This is a genomic window from Gimesia panareensis (assembly GCF_007748155.1).
Taxonomy (GTDB): Bacteria; Planctomycetota; Planctomycetia; order Planctomycetales; family Planctomycetaceae; genus Gimesia; species Gimesia panareensis.
The window spans coordinates 7,114,033-7,129,884 of the sequence record NZ_CP037421.1 but is presented as its reverse complement, the minus strand read 5'-3'; the positions used below and the strand labels follow the sequence as shown (position 1 = coordinate 7,129,884).

Genomic DNA, 15,852 nt, shown 5'->3' with positions numbered 1-15,852 from the left:
TGATCGGTTCGAAATGCATTCGGGCTCACCTGATGTCTGAGGGAGTTCTTTTAACCCGCATTTCCCAGATGACTTCCTACACTTTGGCACGTAATTTGCGCCACACCCCTACAAAACAAGGTTATTCTGCCAATTCATGCCATGCTGACAGGGGAACTTGATGGGTGACAGCCAAAACCAGGATTTACGGGTCAGTTTTGACAGCCGATTGAAGCTGAAGTTCTGCGGCAGTCAGGTCACCACCGATGCGGGACTACTGGCCTATCGGGAACTGGATGCAGCGCTCGGTCTGACGGAAATGGGCGGAGATGTGCTGAGCGATTCACGCCCGGGCCGCAACAAGCAGCACCAACTCGTGCCGCTGTTGCGTCAGTCGATCTACAGCCGACTGGCAGGCTACGAAGATGTCAATGACGCTGAGCGCTTGTGTGTGGACCCGGTGCTACGCCACGTGGTTGGCGGAAGGGCGAGTCAGCCGGATAAACAAGCGGCGTCAAGCAGCGAGGTGGGCCGTTTCGAGACGCAGATACTCAGCACGCAGCGCAATCTCACGGCACTGATGAAGCTCTCCGGACGCTGGATCAACAACCTCCACCGGCGGCGACCGCTCAAAGAACTCATCCTGGATCTGGACAGCTCGGTCAGTGAGACCTACGGCCGGCAACAGGGCGCGGCCTACAACGGCCACTTTGCATGCCTCTGTTACCATCCGCTGTTTCTGTTCAACCAGCATGGTGATCTGGAGTACGCGATGCTGCGGCGTGGCAACAAGGCCAGCGCGAAATACTGGCGGAAGGTGCTACTGCCGGTGATCGAACGGTATCGGCATTTGGACATTCCGAAGTTCTTCCGCGGCGATGCGGCGTTCGCCATTCCAGCGCTGTATCGTGTGCTGGAGAAAGCAGACTATCGTTACGCCATTCGCCTCAAAGCCAACGCCGTATTGGAGCGGGAAATCTCGCATTTGCTCACCCGTCCGGTCGGACGGCCTTCCCACAAGCCCAAGGTCTGTTATCACAGCTTCCAATATCAAGCAAAATCATGGCAGCGATCGCGTCGCGTGGTGGCCAAAGTTGAGTGGCACGCAGGCGAACTGTTCCCGCGTGTTGGATTCATCGTGACCAACTTGAACCAGCACTCGAAGAACGTCGTGAAGTTCTACAACGGTCGGGGCACCGCCGAGCAGTGGATCAAGGAAGGCAAGAACGCCGTCAGATGGACGAAGCTCTCCTGCCGGACGTTCAAAGACAACCAAGCTCGGTTGCAACTGTTCGCCTTAGCTTATAACCTCGGCAATTTCCTGCGGCGGCTGGCCTTGCCCAAGCCTATACAGAACTGGTCGCTGACGACGCTGCGGGAGAAGCTGGTCAAGGTTGGGGCCAAGGTAACCCGGCATGCCAAGTACGTATTCTTTCAACTGGCCGAAGTGGCTGTGCCACGGAGATTGTTCGCCGCAATTCTTGATCGGATTGCACGACTGGCAATTCCGCCGCCGGTCACGCATGACGTGAAGCGGAAGTATATCAAATAGCGAAAAACGGGGTTCCTCACAGAGAAAGTCTGCGCAGAAACCGTGTTGACTACTGAAAAATGATTCGCTCGGGCAGCAATTTCCGGATCTCAACAACAGAGGCACAACAAAAGTGGCGAAAAATCACTTTGTTTTAGACACGGGGGACCGCAGTGGTTACAATCAAAGAAAGTCCATGCCTGGAGTGGTTTCAGGCTGATCCATATGGGAAATCTCGGTTAAAAGACATTTTGACACAATAATCTCTTTAAATAGACCGAATGTGGCCCGTTTAAGATTTCTGTTGAAGAACTCGTTGAATGAAAGCTATACACAGAAATTTCATTTGCACTGCTGAACACGCACTGGTTAACATGGAATTCAGAGGCAACGACTCACTTCTCTTAAATGTTGTCTCAGGGATTTGTTTCAGTGTGAAGTCTCAACAACTGACGTATGTCTTTACTTCGATATGACGACTTCACTGATTCATCCGCCAATGATCCCCTTTCTGCAAGAGCCCGAGGAGTTAATCCCATGAGCTGGTTTCGCTTCTGTTTCTGTCTGCTCAGCATCACGTTCCTGAACCTTCCAGCCTCGGCGGAAGAATTCAACCGCACCAAACTGCCCGTCTCGCAACCGGCGTTTAAAGGTTTAAAGATGGGGTGTTCTATGGTACTGTCGGGCAAGCCGACAGGTGGCACCCGTCATTTATTGTTATGAGTATCCAGTGTTATTTCCTGGGGAAATTGTTCGCTGTCAGAGATGTGTTGTTGTACGATTTCAGCTGAAACGAAATAGCAGGCATTCAAACTGATTATTAATTCGATTTCTGAGCAGACAAGGAGTAGAGGAAAATGTCGGGTGGGTATATCTCCTGCGGCAAGTTTATGGGTGATGATAAATCGGGGTCTGCGATTTCCGGTGTGTTCACGACGCTCCCTGAATGTCTTCCCGAGGAAGAACGCGAGTCGTTCATTCTAGATGTGCTTGACCCGCTGGCTGAAATGCTCGAAGAGACAGAAGATCATTTTCTGATTGAAGCGGACGTGGCGCCGCGGCTGTTGCCTCCGGTCGAGGCGCTGTATGCCCGCTATGGAGAGGAACTGGGATACCCGGAGCCCTTTGATGCGCCGCAGTTGGATGATGAGCGCGGTGTTGATTCGATCGATGCCAAATGGGGAGAGGGGATTGGCTGGCAATACTATTGTCTGCATGATCTGAAGATCGCGCTGCAGACATCCATCGAGACTGGTGCGCCGGTGAAGATCCACTTTGATTGAGCACCGTGGTTACTGGATCCGGAATGGTAGATGGCTAAATGAGATTCGTTCGACAGGAGATCAAATGCAGACGACGGAGAGTGTAGCGAAACGTGCGTTGTGTATTGGCCTGATGGCAATGCGGGCCCAGGCGGAGAATGGCATATCCTATGAAGAGGGTGAAGAGTCGGAACATTTCCGTCAGTTTGGCGCTGGCCTGCTGAAGTGGGCCGAGCGGTTTGAGATTTCCAGGTTACTTTCCGCAGCGGAACTCGAATTGCACAATCAACCGCTGGGAGAGTGGGAGTATGGCACAATCTTTGAGACGTTCTGGCGTATTGAGGCATTGAAAGCATTGCTCTGGTCGATCGGGTTGATCGAGGAGATGCCGAGTTACTTCTCGGTCGGGAATCCGAATGCGGCCTACTCACTGGTTCCCATCAATCAGCCGCCAGAGGAATTTCTGGGGAAGGCCAAACTCCGCAGCGAGGACGTGATTAAAGCGGAACGCCATCAGGCTCAGTTTCTTAACTGGCGAGCCCGCACCGAAGTGCTGCGCCTGCAGGGAGTGGCGCCACCGCCGGGCGACAGTTATGAAGCGACAGTCCGCCGTGCCCTGCACGGAATTGAACAGGAAGGGATCAACGTTGACCATGACGGGGTCGACCTGCTGATCGACGGGCAACGGCTGATTGACCTGGAGGGGGAAACAAAGGGCAATATTGCTTCGATCTGTTACGAGCGTCAACTGGCACTGGAATGGGTCTGTGCGGACGAAGAAGCAGACTGGGATCGGACGAAGTGTAATACGTAACCAGTAGAACGGTTTATTTTCGGCTCAGGATCGCTGTTTTCCAGGGAATCCGGTTTATTGAAAATGAACATTTGAACCAGTGGTGGATCTGGGTTAAGATTCCAAAATGAGCTGGAAACGGTGAATCGTTACACAATAGCAGGCTGTGTCGTGCATCACTCTGGTGCATGTTGTTCTGCACTAATCTGTTTCTGATTTTTCCTGGAGAAACCGAGATGAGATATCAAGCTGCGCTGCTTTCGTGTTGTTTCCTGGTCAGTCTGCTGATGAATCTGTCCGGGCAGGCAGAGGAGCCGCAGCCTTATGCTCCCCAGACAGGAAAGCACAGCTTGGAATTCAAAGGCAAGGGACAGGTGATTATTCCGAAGCTGCGGTATGACGGCAGTCATCCGATTACGCTGGAGGCGTGGGCCATGCCTTATGACCGGGAAGAGGAGGTCATCCGGTCTTCAGTAGTAGCGAACCTGCAGCTGGCAGGGGTGGGGCTGCATTATTCGGGGGGAAAGTGGATGGCCCACTTCAATGAAGGTCGCGATTCGAACTATGGCTATGTTTCGACGGTTTCGAACGAGGATGCGGTCAACAACCAGCCGGTGCACCTGGCGGCGGTGTATGACGGGAGCAGTTTCAAACTGTATGTCGACGGCAAACAGCAGGATTGGGTTGGCCAGGTGACGCTGACGCATGTGCCTTCCCCGTATGATTTTATGGTGGGAGCCGACCCGAATGGCAAGGGAAAGCCGCACCAGTTTTTTGTGGGGGCGATCGATGAAGTCCGCATCTCCAATGTGGCCCGCTACACGGAAGATTTTAAACCCGCGCGCCGATTTCAGCCGGACAAGGAGACGCTGGTGCTGTATCACTTTGACGAGGGCGTGGGGGATGTGGCCCATGATGCGTCGGGTAATCACCGTGACGGGAAGATCAAAGGAGCGAAGTGGATTAAGCAGATCAAAAAAGATGAGAAGTAGGTGGCTGGGTGAGGTGTGTTTTTGTCTGCTGGAATCTGAGGAGCTGTGAGCAAATCAGCGTGATTCTGGCAGGTACGCAACACTGACTCTTTCCTGCTCGCTGCGCTCGGCCCGGATTGCATTCGGGCTCACCCGGCGTTTGAGGGAGTTCTTTTTAAAGATGGGGTGTTCCATGCGCACTGTCGGGCAAGCCGACAGGTGGCACCCGGCGTGCCGCTCACCTGGATTGCTCGTTTTTGCTTTGTCGCACATTGATTCAAGCACTGTCGGACAAGCTGACAGGTGGCACCCGGACGTGGTTTTCCTGTTGGATTCACTGGAATATTACCTGAATTCTGATTTTTAGTGGTTCAGTGGAACTAATCTGGTGTGGCGGTCGTCTCAAACATTGGTTGGTAAGTTTCCTGCAGCAGGAGAGACGGTGATGCGGTGCTGGTTATTGCGTTTGAGCGGGTGTCTATTGTTGCTGGGAAGTCTGTCTGCGCCGGCGTGGGCTCTGGGGGAAGAGGACTTTGGGAATAAGCCCTTGAATGCAGCAAACTTCAAAGACTGGCCGGGCATCATGCCGGTGGTGAATGATACGCATCGCGTGTATCACACGTGGGTGAATGGCAACGAGCATTGTTATTATCGCGGGGATATCGCAGCACTGAATGCCGCGTTAAAGCACTTTGCTGACACGCCCGAAAAGGTTCACGAAGTCATCCTGCTGCCGGGGCCGGTTGAAGTAAACTCGTTTCAAAAATCGAAGTTTGTGACTTATAACTGGAGTCTGCATCTGGTTGGCGGGATTGCGAAAGCGGTGGCGGAAAAATCTCAGGAGGACGGTTTCTGGAGCAAGTATCCGGTGTTGACAGTTTATGTCGGGGAGACGATTCAACTCGACCAGCTCAAGCTTCCCCAGGGGGTCAAAGCGCTGGAACTGGCTGATCTGGAAGCACGGTATCTGAAGGGGCTGTCCAGTGGCGATCCGACCGTGCGGGGTTTGAGCATGGGGTCTCTGGCGGTGTTGAATCCGTTCAGCAAACGCAATATGAAAGCGATTGCGGCGCTGATGAACGATCCGAATTTGTGGTTCCGCCTGAATTCTGTCGGGGCACTGGCTGAGTTCGGCAGACTGGCGCAAGGTGAACTGCCCGCTTTACGTGAGGCACTGAAGACCGAAGACGGGCATTTGCGCACACAGATCGAGAAGACGATCGAAGCGATCGAAACGGCGCCCGACCGGACCCTGGCTGCGAAACGGCACCGGGAACTGCAGCTGAAGATCCATCAGTATTGTGAGGGGCTGGGGGAGTGATAAGGGGGATACTCTTTTTAGCTACCACGAAAGGCACGAAAAACACGAACGTGGTGAGTGTGGACTCTTTGCTGGAATGGAAGCGTGAACGGGTGACCCCGAATGTAATTCGGGGTTGTTGAAAACAACAGGAAACTGTCAGGACAGACTTACGACATTCTTAAATCCTGCCCATCGTTGCCGGGACAGCAAGTAAATCAGCCTTGCTTTGTCTGGCATGCAACTCTGGCAGTTTCCTGCTCGCTGCGCTCGGCCCGAATTGCATTCGGGCTTACCCATTATGGGGGAGTTTTCTCTTTGTTCAGGGCTGTTTTTAATCACCGTTGGGCAAGCCAACAGTGCCACCCGACGGTGCCTTCTGCTCTGTATTATTTGCGCACTGGTGGTGGATGTGTACCTCGCCTGGTTTGTGCCGGTGGGTATGATTTCAATCATGTGACATCCCTCATGAGTTTGTCGTAGTAGGCCTGGAATTCTTCTTCGGACAAGCTTTTGATTTCTTCAGCGTTCTTACTGAATTTGCGTCTCTGGTGATACTGGTTGGGGAGTTCGATGCCCATGATTTTGTCGATCCGTTCGCGGGCGCGGAGGCGCTGATTTCCGGTAGATTCCGGGTTCTCAATCACGCTGAGGTAAAAGTAGAAGGATTCGGTACGGTGCAGATCATCATCACGCTCGACGAACTCCTGCATTTCGTGGCGGGCGCGGTGAAGATAGCGTGTCGCGGAACGGCGGCTGAGATTGTATCTGGCGGCGATGGCGGTTTTGATTTCAGACGTGAATTTGCCCAGGCCGATCATTTTCTGGATCAGACGGACGACGACAGTCTGTTCTGCTTTGGAAAGATACCTGCGGGGGGAGGGAGTGGATTCGGTTGTGGTTGCTAACTGTTGTTGGTTGTTCATTTGTGTTTCCTTTTTTCTCGTGTCGTGCGAGTAATGACTTTTAGCAAAACAGATTTTCCTTTGATGAAGGCAACTCTGACAATTTCCTGTTCGCTGTACTCGGCCCGAATTACATTCGGGCGTACCCGGTGGAGTCTCGGGCAGATTGATTTAATTTCGTTTGCTGCCAGGCGGGCGGACACATGGGTCAGCCCTGCTACGGAGTTCATTGTGTATGGAACCTTTTGTTTTTACTGGTCGATTCAAGCACTGTCGGGCAAGCCGACAGTGGCACCCGGCGAGTTGCATCTGGGGGTGTCAACCGATTGTGTAGATCTTGTAGAAGGGCGCGTGGGGGTCAAGACAGAATTCTTTCCTGTTGTGTCCGGAGTTTGTCCTGGTTTGGCCGGAATTTTGTCTCGATCTGTCCCGGTTTTTGTCACGATGTGGCCGGACCGGAGGGGGAGAATATTGCGAACGGGTGCGAACTGTTCCGGTGTAAAACGGGTGAAAATCGACGGCGATTCAGGTGCAGTTGAGTCACTGGTTCCATGTGTTCCCGTGCACGCAGACCCGCCTCGCGCGCGAGCCAGATGGGGACCAGCATACGATTCGGCAGGAGTGGATCAAGTTCAAATTGTTCAGAGGAATTCTGAGGATGTAAGTGTCTGAAGAGGTTCGTGTCCGGGTTTGGTAAAATATGTTTCGACAAGAAAGATTGCTGTGGTAGAATGGACAGATTGACCGGTAACCATGGTCTGACTGTCTGAAGCGAAAGGGATTTGTGATGTCGAATGAGAGTGAAGATCGCAATGCCAGGTTGTGTCAGGTGCTGACAAAACACCATAACCTGGGTATATATATTGGCTTATTTTTTGGTCTGATTGTCAGCCGGGAGATTCGCGAAGCCTTTCGAGAATCGGCGGGCGATTGGGGATCTCTGGGGATTGCGATCGTGCTGAGTGCTTTGTGTGCAGGCGTCGTGGCTTACATTGCATTCAAACTGCTGGATCGCAAATCTTCTTCATGAGCAGACTTTGATTTGCATTTGAGAATAAAAAAATCCATGTTCCCGGTTTCATCGAGAACATGGATTTTTCTGTTGTCTGTAAACGCTATTGACCCAGTCGAGTCGATTAGAACAATCAGCTGGCACCGGCGTCGTTGACGGCGGGTTCGACGGCCTGCTGTTCTGCGGCAGCGGGGGCTGCGTGTGGTTTGTCGACTGGTTTATAGATCATCACCATGGCAGCGCCGGCGGCGGCGAGGACCAGTCCCAGAAAGAAGCGGGGGTCGGGCAGCGTTTTCGTGGGATGGAAGACGGTGATGGTGGCGATTGTGTTAACGATCGGAGCGCCGGCGAAGACCAGTGGTGCGACGTAGAGGGCGGCCCCTTTACCGCCGGTCGTCACAGCGAAGATCACACAGAGAGCCCCCATGGCGCCTGCGGTCCCGGCGAGGATGCCCCAGAGCATCGGGCCGGTGTCGAAGTTGGTGCCTGCTTTGGCTGTCGGGTCATTACCGAGGACGAAGATGAAAAAGCAGGGGATGAGAACAGCAACCAGGAAGTAAGCCAAGCCGACGAACAGGAAGGCGCGAAGGTTACTGTGCAGTTTCTGGGCGGCGATATGTACCAGCGGCACATAGGTGCCCCAGGAGAGTGCGGCACAGGCGACAAAGATTAAGACGATGGTCCATTTCGACATTGTTTCAAACTCCAGATTCTTTGAGAGGAGGGATCACTTTATTGGCGAGAGTCTTCTGTTCGTATGATAGTAAGTTTGTGAAATACGAGCACCCGACAGACACGCATTTTTGTACGAATCGCCGAAAAGCGGCTTCCACTCGGACTTTAAGGTGCCCGCAGGGTAGCCAGAATTGGTGCCCGAACCGCGGACAGGACCGCGAGGAAGGCAGACAGCATACCAGTGATCAGCACTGCGAGCAGAATCAGGATGCCACTGAGCCAGGGGATGTCTGCCCCGGTGGAGAGCAGGTGCGGCAGCATGGCCAGCAGAGCCGAGACGATGCCGGACGCGAGTCCCCAGACGAGCAGGAAGGCATTTTCCGCAAGGACAATCAGTGCGACGTTGGAACCGGTCATGCCGACGGCGCGAAGCAGGGCCAGTTCGCTGCGGCGTTCGACGACGTTTCGCAGCATAACGGTTGCCAGTCCCAGGGTGCCAAGCAGCAGGCCGAGGCCGCCCAGGGTCTGGAAGGTGGAGAGGTACGTGTTCTGTACCGCGAGGAAGTCGGCGAGCCGATTGGAGACGAGGTCGGAGTCGAAGCCATATTCGGTGAGGCCGGTTTCGAGGATGCCGGAAAGTTGAGTCGCATCTTTGGTGGGGACTTCAATGAGGAAGTACTGGAAGCCGGCCTGTTCGGGGAACAACTGCTGGAAGTGCTGTTCGGAGATGAGCAGGACGCCCTGGAAGATACTGCCGTCGAACATGCCTTTGATTTTCAGTTCGTGTTCGGGTCGTTCGTCGGAGGGGATGCCGACGCTGGCGCCGATGCCTTTATGGAGGCTGTACATGAGCGTATTCATATCACCCAGCGCGGGGATGGAACCATCTTCCTGTGGTTGGTTGAGGAGTTCCCAGGGATTGTCGCCGGGAGTGTCGGCGAATTTGAAGCCACCCCGTTCGATCAGTTCCTGCGGGACTCCGAGGATGGTAGGGACGGTGGTCTGGTAGATATTCAGGCAGCTGGCGTTTTCGCCCGGCTTGACGCGGAAGGGGATGGCTTTCATTTCTGTGAGCAGCCGTTGAGTCTCGGGATCGTTGGGGGCGTTGACCAGCATTTTGTTACGGCCCTCGGGTGTGTCGAGGTCAAAGATCAGCGGGGACGACGTCTCCGCGACGAGGGTGAAGCCGCCGTTGCCGGACTCGATGTCGGGTTCTTCGACGGCGGGGTTCCGATGTCCGGCGGCGACAGAGACGAGGACGAAGGTGGCCGAGGCAATGAGCGCGGTGGTGAGCACGCTGCGTTGACGGAAGCGGCCGGCGTTCCTGAAGCCGAGTTTCATCAGGGCGAGCGCACCTTTTCCCTGAATGGGCGTGGTGGAATCGGTGCGGAGAAAACTGGAGAGGAAGCTGAGGCTGGCGACCAGCGAAAGTGTTCCCACCAGGAAGAAACAGACGGTCTGCCAGGAGAAGCCGGAAAAGGCTTCCTGTTTGGGGATGATTCCCGTGACGGTGGCGAGGACCAGGATGAGTGCGAGGATGGTGGAGATCTTCCAGGTCAGGCCGACGCGTTTCCTGGCGCGGACTGGTTCCGTGTCGGGAGTATTGACGCCGGCGAGCAGGTCGCGGATCGAGATCTGTTTCAGTTCGGACATGGATTTCCAGATCACAAAACCGGAGAAGAGGACGGCGATCAGGAAGCCGATCAAGAGACTCTGGGGAGTCAGATCGACGAACAGGAAGCGGGTGCCGATGGCGCCGATCCACCAGGTTTTGAGGCCGTACAGCATGAGCGAAGCGTAGCCGATGGCAGCCAGGATGCCGAGGACGCCTCCGGAGAGGATGACGATGAGCGATTCCTTGAAGATGATCTGCCGAACCTGGGCTGGAGTGAAGCCGATGGCAGAGAGCAGACCGATCGAAGAGACGCGGCGGTCGATGCCCAGCTTGAACAGCAGACGAATCAGGATGATGGCGGAGAGAATGATGAAGAAGCTGAAGCCGATAAAAAGGCCACTGAAATCGGTCGTCCCGCTGGCGGCAGCGAGGCCGAGGAACTTGATGGGCTGTACGGTGAGCCCCATTTTGAGGACGTCGATGTTTTTGAGGAGTTCGGAGCCGAAGGCGGTGGAGGATTTCTCCAGCGTTTTTCCGGGCAGACTGGCGAAGCGGAGCGAGGTCAGTGTGCCATACCGGCTGTTCCAGAGTTTCTGCGCGGTTTCGAGGGCGAGGAAGGCTTTGGGGGTGGCGCGGTATTTATCCCAGTATTCTTCGTCGCGGTCGGTGACCTTGTCGAGTTTCATGGGGAAGGGCTGTTTCCAGTCGCCGAAGGTGTCGGCATCGGTGATGCCTTCCATTTCGGGCGTCAGCTTGCGATCGGCAGCGGGAGTGCCATCGAGGGCGACGATGCCGGCGACGGTAAAGGTCTGTTCAACTTCGGGCAGTTCTCCCCGGGAGCCGACGACATGATATTTCATCTGGATCGGATCGCCAATTTTGACTTTGAGATCTTTGGCGAGCCACTCGTTGAGGACGATTTCATTTTCCTTAAGGGGCAGCTGCGGTTTGTCGCCAATGAATTTGAAGGGGCCGAACGGGGGCTGTTCAGCGAAGTCCAGGCCGGCGACGATGGAATACATGGAGTAGGGGGGCGACTGTTTTGCCTGACCGGGTTCGGGGTGAATAAACTCGTTGGCGATATAGACCATGACGGGCGAGGTAGCGACCTTGAGCTTTTTCGCTGCGTCACGGGCCGCCTGTTCGATCTGGGGATCGAGGATCATCTGCTCGCTTTCGAGCGCGAGGTAGTTGCGGTCTTTGTTGGGGACGATTTTGAGGTTCAGATCGGTGAGTTTCAGGTTCTGTTTGAGAGCCGCTTCCAGTTCGTTGGCGATGATCCGTGCCTGGGGGGAGTCGGGGATCGTTTCGTCGTGGGAACTGAAAAAGAGGGAGTTGACGCGGGCGGGCCGTTCCTTGGGATCGCGCCGGGACGGTTTGATTTCATCGAGGTCGAGCGCCGACTGCAGGGTGTCGAGCGAGAGGAACAGATCGAGCGGCAACTGCTGATTGGGCAGGAGGGCGAGACGGCCGGCTTTGGAATCTTCGTCGAGGATCTGGCTGACGGTGAGGGTGATTTCGACCGACTGTTCCTCTTTCTCTCCCAGCAGCGAATCGCGGGGGATGGCGGAAGGGAGTTCGATCCAGAGTGTGATTTCATCGCCAACTTTGGCCTCCAGCTGTTCTGCGACGCGGGAGTTGAGGATCGCCTGATCGTCTTTCGGGGGAGGGAGGTCGCTGTGTTCGAGGAGCGACCAGAGCCGTTGATCGGTGCCAAAGATGTTGACCTGGCCGACGCGGAGGTGCTGGTCTTCGCGGTTCTTTTCCAGCGCGCCACGGAGAACGAGGGCCGGAGCAATGGTTTTGATGTCCTGGGGGAGCGCGGAGGAATGTTGCAGATCGTCGGCCAGTTGTTCGCGGAAGAAGCGGTGACCGGAGACGACGTAGTCGATCTTGCCGAGGCGGTCGAGCGTCATCTGCCTGAGGCTGGCGCGAACGGAGTCGCCGACGATCAATGCGCCACCAATGACGGCGGTGGCTGCGATAACGCCGAGGAGGACGGCCAGGTTGGTGCGCCAGTGATAGGTCAGACTTTTTATGACAAAGCGCGCTTGATTCATAACTCGAACTCTTCCGCAGTTAGAACATTCGATTTCAGACCGATTCGGTCACGAGCTGGCCGTCGCGTAACCGCTGGTGTTGCGGAAAGAGGGCCGCCAGTTCGCTGCTGTGGGTGACGCAGATCAGGATGGTATTCTGTTCCTGATTGATTTCCAGCAGGAGTTTGCCAATCGCTTCAGTGTTGGTACGGTCGAGGTTTCCCGTGGGTTCGTCGGCCAGGAGGAGACGGGGGTTGTTAATCAGTGCCCGGCAGACTGCGACCCGCTGGCGTTCGCCTCCGGAAATCTGGGCGGGTCGGTGATTGAGACGCTCTTTCAGGCCGACGCGTTCCAGCAGGTGGCGGGCGCGTTCCTCAGCATCTGTTGAGGAACCCTTGTGAACCATGGTGGGAATCAGGACATTTTCGAGGACCGAGAACTGAGGCATCAGGTGATGGTCCTGAAAGATGAAGCCGATGTTCTGGTTGCGAAACTCGGCCTGTTCTTTGGCATCGAGGGTGAAGGGGTTCTGGTTGAACTGAATGACTTCGCCCGCGGAGGGTTGATCGAGTACGCCGAGGATGTAGAGCAGCGTGCTTTTGCCGGAACCGGAGGGGCCGGTGATGGCGAGTGCTTCGCCGCGGTTGAGGGTGAGGTTCACGCCGGAGAGGATCGACAGCGATTCATCGGCGAGGGTGAACTGCTTGGTTAAGTTTCGGACAACTAATTGCTCTTGAGCGTCATTCATGTCAGTCCCTGCCGGAGGAGTCAGGTTGTGGGATGCTGTGAGTCTTTGATTTTCTGTTGAATCCACTCGGGGATTTCGATGGATTTCATCGGCTCGCCATGCGTGAAATGGCAGCAGACGGTTTTCATGCGTCCTTTGGCGATTTTGGTGTCGTCTCTCCAGATGTCGTATTCGATGGTCAGCGATTTGACGCCGAGCCGTTCGATGGTCAGGCGGATTTCGAGGAGGTCACCGTAGTAGGCGGGGGATTCGAAAGAGCATTGCGCGGAGACACGGGGCCAGCCGATGACGGAGCCGTCGGGCTGTTTATCGACAATAGTCATACCCAGGGAGCGGTAGTATTCGTGCTCGGCCTGTTCCATGTATTTATAGAAGTTGGAGAAGTGGACGATGCCGGCCATGTCCGTTTCGTGAAATTCCACACGACGAGTTGTTTTAAAAGTGCAGGACATGCATCTCTCAATAGAAATCAGAAAACAGCAGGCTGTGGACTGTGATTTCAGACGCACAGCCTGCTGTGATAATCGAACGTATTATGAGGGCGATTCGATGGAACTAATCTTCCGGGAAGAATCGCACCAGGGTTTCCTTGCTGGGTGGTCTGGTCACCAGGGAGACCAGGATCATGGCGGCCGCGGAGGCGACGACCATGGTGGCTACCGGCATCATACCCAGGAAGGTGTAGTTGGGTTTCATCGCATAGCCGGCTTCTTTGAACAGGTAGAGCCAGGTGCCGATGGCGACCAGAACTCCTGCATAGGTGCCGGCCTTGGTGAGGCGTTTCCAGTAGACCGCAGCAAAGATGATGGGGAACAGACTGGAAAAACCACTGAAACACCAGACACCGAGTGTGAAGACCCTCCGGGGTTCCAGCAGACTGAAACCATAGGTGATCGCCACAACAAGAATAATAAAGGTTCGAGCCATGAGGACAACCTGTTTATCCGTAAAACGGTCTTTTCCGCCGTAATGCACGACGATGTCCTCGGTGAACATCGTACCGATACAGAGGAACTGACTGTCCAGCGAGGACATGATGGCTGCCAGAATTCCGGCGGTCAGGAAGCCGGCGAGAACGGGGGAGGTCATCTTCTTCACCATGGCCGCCAGGACCGCATTTGCCGGGAAGTGCGGCGGGAAGAGCGGTGCTCCCTCGAAGGTGGCGGATGTTGCCCAGACGCCGACCAGCACGCAGGGAACCCAGACAATCATAATGAAGAGCGGGTGTGCGACCACGGGGAGTTTGAAGGTCCCTGCGGAACGGGCGGTCAGCCAGTGCTGGAAGAGGTGAGGGAACATCCCGACCGAGAGGGGGACGAAGAAGTAGGTAAAGAAGACGAGCTTACTCATGGGGTGCGGTGCATCCGGAGCCCAGTTCGTGGCGCGATACACGCCGAGTGCTTTTTTGATGGTCCACTTCTTCCCTTTGGAAGGATCCTCGGGATCGAGATCGTGGTTGGGGTGACCAATTTTATTGCCGAAGATGAGCATGGCCTGTTCGTCTTCCGCGTTGGCTTTCCGCGGATATTCCTGCAGGGCATGATGCGACATCAGGTCGGTGGTCCACTTCTCGGGGAAGGGATCCGGCATGACGCGGTCGTCCTGTTTGAGCAGGGCTTTGTTGGTCTGTTCGGTGGTCAGTTCATAGAGACTGTTTTTGGCAGCGAAGACGGCTTCCGCGGTCATCTGCCAGTTGGGCATGCGTGGTTTGAATTCCTCGTAAGCCTGCTTTTTCTGCTCGGGGGTGAGCGTCAGAGTTTTCAGGACGCGGGTCGCGTAGTTGTACTTGGCGATCAGGGTCCAGGTTTCATAGCGTTTGGCATAGGCGGCACGGTCTTTGGGGTCGACGTCCCGCATGAGCTTGGAAGGGTTCTTTTCCAGTACTGCGTGGCTGGCAGCCTCCAGGCCTCCCAGTTTGCTGGAGATGACGAAGAAGGTAACGACGCCGAGGACCATGAACACGATGGTCTGGAATGTGTTGGCCCACGCAGTCCCCCGCATCCCGCCGAAGAAGACATAGATCAGCACGACGAGGCTGATGACCAGCGAGCCGAGCCAGGGGGGGACGCCGTAATCGTAGGCAGCGAAGGCACTGTCGAAGGCCCCTTCGGTGATGCTGCTGATGACCACGCCCGAAGACATGACGCCGATCAGCAGGTAAGGAATCACCAGACCGACGAGGATCGGGAACAGGATGACGCCGATCTTGTCGCTTTCCAGACGTTCGCGGAAGAACTGAATCTGGGTGGTGTAACCGTATTTATGTCCCCAGGACCAGAGTTTGATTCCCAGGAGGAAGAAGCAGAGCGAGTGAATAATCCCGCTGGAAGATGCGAGCATCCCGTAGACGCCGACGCCTTCTTTGTAGGCTTCCCCACTGGAGCCGACCAGAGCGAAAGCGGTCATCGTGGTGCCGAAGATCGACATCAACAGCAGAAAGGGGCCAATCGAATGACTGGCGAGCATGTAGTCCTGGCTGGTTCCTCTGAAGAGCCGACTGGAGAAGACTCCCAGGAATAACAGCAGACCTAAGTAGATTCCGATAATAACCAGCTGAATCATTATTCTGTATCTCCTGTTTCTGGGGCAGTTTCCGAAGCAGCTTCTGGAGCTGGGGCCGGGGCGGGTGATTCCTGAGCGATTTCTTCCAGGTGGTGGGGCCAGGCAAACTTGGTCGCCAGAAACCAGACAATGGCAGCACCGATGGAGATACCTGCCTGGTAGAGCAGGGTGATCGGCATGAATCCGAGGATGAGTCTTTTATCATCCCAGAGCCAGTTGTCCTGGTGGAGAATGATTAGTACGACAACCAATCCATAAACGGCGTATCTCATAGGTCATCTTTTCTGTGTTGCAAGAGTCACGACTGGGTGGGTCTGGTCCTGCCAGTGGGCAAGACCGAATTCGGCGGGAAGCAGGCTCAAGCGGAGGCCTGCCGGATCGCACTGGTCCACCATTGTGCCAAAAATCAGTGGAGCTCACAACATAACGGTTGGATTTGTCGTCATAATCCCGCTGATCA

The 15,852-nt window shown here is 55.2% G+C and carries 14 protein-coding genes; 7 read left to right on the top strand and 7 right to left on the bottom strand.

Annotated features, from left to right (window positions below; genetic code table 11):
- Positions 1-160 precede the first annotated feature (160 nt).
- From Enr10x_RS26780 to Enr10x_RS26755, 6 genes are all read left to right on the top strand, one after another.
- Positions 161-1,531 carry an IS1380 family transposase gene (locus Enr10x_RS26780; RefSeq protein ID WP_145104163.1) on the top strand — a complete coding sequence of 457 codons (1,371 nt, stop codon included), beginning with the start codon at positions 161-163 and terminating at the stop codon, positions 1,529-1,531.
- A 516-nt stretch (positions 1,532-2,047) separates the two neighbouring features.
- A complete protein-coding gene (locus Enr10x_RS26775) occupies positions 2,048-2,233 on the top strand; it encodes a hypothetical protein (protein ID WP_145452077.1) in 186 nt (61 codons plus the stop codon).
- Between the two features lie 134 nt (positions 2,234-2,367).
- Positions 2,368-2,793 carry a hypothetical protein gene (locus Enr10x_RS26770; protein ID WP_145452075.1) on the top strand — a complete coding sequence of 142 codons (426 nt, stop codon included), beginning with the start codon at positions 2,368-2,370 and terminating at the stop codon, positions 2,791-2,793.
- Between the two features lie 64 nt (positions 2,794-2,857).
- Complete coding sequence (locus Enr10x_RS26765) at positions 2,858-3,586, top strand: DUF4272 domain-containing protein (RefSeq protein WP_145452074.1); 729 nt, start codon at positions 2,858-2,860, stop codon at positions 3,584-3,586.
- A 215-nt stretch (positions 3,587-3,801) separates the two neighbouring features.
- Positions 3,802-4,557 (top strand): LamG domain-containing protein, encoded by a 756-nt coding sequence (locus Enr10x_RS26760; protein ID WP_197997383.1) that lies wholly within the window; start codon positions 3,802-3,804, stop codon positions 4,555-4,557.
- A gap of 424 nt (positions 4,558-4,981) precedes the next feature.
- Positions 4,982-5,857 carry a HEAT repeat domain-containing protein gene (locus Enr10x_RS26755; protein WP_145452070.1) on the top strand — a complete coding sequence of 292 codons (876 nt, stop codon included), beginning with the start codon at positions 4,982-4,984 and terminating at the stop codon, positions 5,855-5,857.
- A 431-nt stretch (positions 5,858-6,288) separates the two neighbouring features.
- Here the strand turns inward: Enr10x_RS26755 and Enr10x_RS26750 are convergent, their stop codons facing one another.
- Positions 6,289-6,762 (bottom strand): hypothetical protein, encoded by a 474-nt coding sequence (locus tag Enr10x_RS26750; RefSeq protein ID WP_145452068.1) that lies wholly within the window; start codon positions 6,760-6,762, stop codon positions 6,289-6,291.
- Between the two features lie 766 nt (positions 6,763-7,528).
- On the opposite strand from Enr10x_RS26750, the gene Enr10x_RS26745 reads away from it, so the two are divergent.
- A complete protein-coding gene (locus Enr10x_RS26745) occupies positions 7,529-7,771 on the top strand; it encodes a hypothetical protein (RefSeq protein WP_145452066.1) in 243 nt (80 codons plus the stop codon).
- 115 nt (positions 7,772-7,886) lie between these two features.
- On the opposite strand, the gene Enr10x_RS26740 is transcribed toward Enr10x_RS26745, so the two are convergent.
- The 6 genes from Enr10x_RS26740 to Enr10x_RS26715 all read right to left on the bottom strand — a co-directional run bounded on the left by Enr10x_RS26740 (position 7,887) and on the right by Enr10x_RS26715 (position 15,664).
- Entirely contained in the window at positions 7,887-8,447 is a 561-nt protein-coding gene (locus Enr10x_RS26740) for a hypothetical protein (RefSeq protein WP_145452064.1), read from the bottom strand.
- 146 nt (positions 8,448-8,593) lie between these two features.
- Positions 8,594-12,103 carry an ABC transporter permease gene (locus Enr10x_RS26735; RefSeq protein WP_145452062.1) on the bottom strand — a complete coding sequence of 1,170 codons (3,510 nt, stop codon included), beginning with the start codon at positions 12,101-12,103 and terminating at the stop codon, positions 8,594-8,596.
- Positions 12,104-12,137: 34 nt separating this feature from the next.
- Positions 12,138-12,830: an ABC transporter ATP-binding protein gene (locus Enr10x_RS26730; RefSeq protein WP_145452060.1), complete on the bottom strand. Its 693-nt coding sequence runs from the start codon at positions 12,828-12,830 to the stop codon at positions 12,138-12,140.
- 20 nt (positions 12,831-12,850) lie between these two features.
- Positions 12,851-13,282: an acyl-CoA thioesterase gene (locus Enr10x_RS26725; RefSeq protein ID WP_145114730.1), complete on the bottom strand. Its 432-nt coding sequence runs from the start codon at positions 13,280-13,282 to the stop codon at positions 12,851-12,853.
- Between the two features lie 103 nt (positions 13,283-13,385).
- Complete coding sequence (locus Enr10x_RS26720) at positions 13,386-15,392, bottom strand: sodium:solute symporter family protein (RefSeq protein ID WP_145452058.1); 2,007 nt, start codon at positions 15,390-15,392, stop codon at positions 13,386-13,388.
- On the bottom strand, positions 15,392-15,664 hold the full coding sequence (locus tag Enr10x_RS26715; RefSeq protein WP_145452056.1) for a DUF3311 domain-containing protein: 273 nt from the start codon (positions 15,662-15,664) through the stop codon (positions 15,392-15,394). Before Enr10x_RS26715 ends, Enr10x_RS26720 begins: the two co-directional genes overlap by 1 nt.
- Positions 15,665-15,852 lie beyond the last annotated feature (188 nt).

Bases quoted from the DNA above. Each gene is read 5' to 3' on its own strand.
- Enr10x_RS26780 (WP_145104163.1), top strand. From the start codon at position 161: ATGGGTGACAGCCAAAACCAGGATTTACGGGTCAGTTTTGACAGCCGA.
- Enr10x_RS26775 (WP_145452077.1), top strand. From the start codon at position 2,048: ATGAGCTGGTTTCGCTTCTGTTTCTGTCTGCTCAGCATCACGTTCCTG.
- Enr10x_RS26770 (WP_145452075.1), top strand. From the start codon at position 2,368: ATGTCGGGTGGGTATATCTCCTGCGGCAAGTTTATGGGTGATGATAAA.
- Enr10x_RS26765 (WP_145452074.1), top strand. From the start codon at position 2,858: ATGCAGACGACGGAGAGTGTAGCGAAACGTGCGTTGTGTATTGGCCTG.
- Enr10x_RS26760 (WP_197997383.1), top strand. From the start codon at position 3,802: ATGAGATATCAAGCTGCGCTGCTTTCGTGTTGTTTCCTGGTCAGTCTG.
- Enr10x_RS26755 (WP_145452070.1), top strand. From the start codon at position 4,982: ATGCGGTGCTGGTTATTGCGTTTGAGCGGGTGTCTATTGTTGCTGGGA.
- Enr10x_RS26750 (WP_145452068.1), bottom strand. From the start codon at position 6,762: ATGAACAACCAACAACAGTTAGCAACCACAACCGAATCCACTCCCTCC.
- Enr10x_RS26745 (WP_145452066.1), top strand. From the start codon at position 7,529: ATGTCGAATGAGAGTGAAGATCGCAATGCCAGGTTGTGTCAGGTGCTG.
- Enr10x_RS26740 (WP_145452064.1), bottom strand. From the start codon at position 8,447: ATGTCGAAATGGACCATCGTCTTAATCTTTGTCGCCTGTGCCGCACTC.
- Enr10x_RS26735 (WP_145452062.1), bottom strand. From the start codon at position 12,103: ATGAATCAAGCGCGCTTTGTCATAAAAAGTCTGACCTATCACTGGCGC.
- Enr10x_RS26730 (WP_145452060.1), bottom strand. From the start codon at position 12,830: ATGAATGACGCTCAAGAGCAATTAGTTGTCCGAAACTTAACCAAGCAG.
- Enr10x_RS26725 (WP_145114730.1), bottom strand. From the start codon at position 13,282: ATGTCCTGCACTTTTAAAACAACTCGTCGTGTGGAATTTCACGAAACG.
- Enr10x_RS26720 (WP_145452058.1), bottom strand. From the start codon at position 15,392: ATGATTCAGCTGGTTATTATCGGAATCTACTTAGGTCTGCTGTTATTC.
- Enr10x_RS26715 (WP_145452056.1), bottom strand. From the start codon at position 15,664: ATGAGATACGCCGTTTATGGATTGGTTGTCGTACTAATCATTCTCCAC.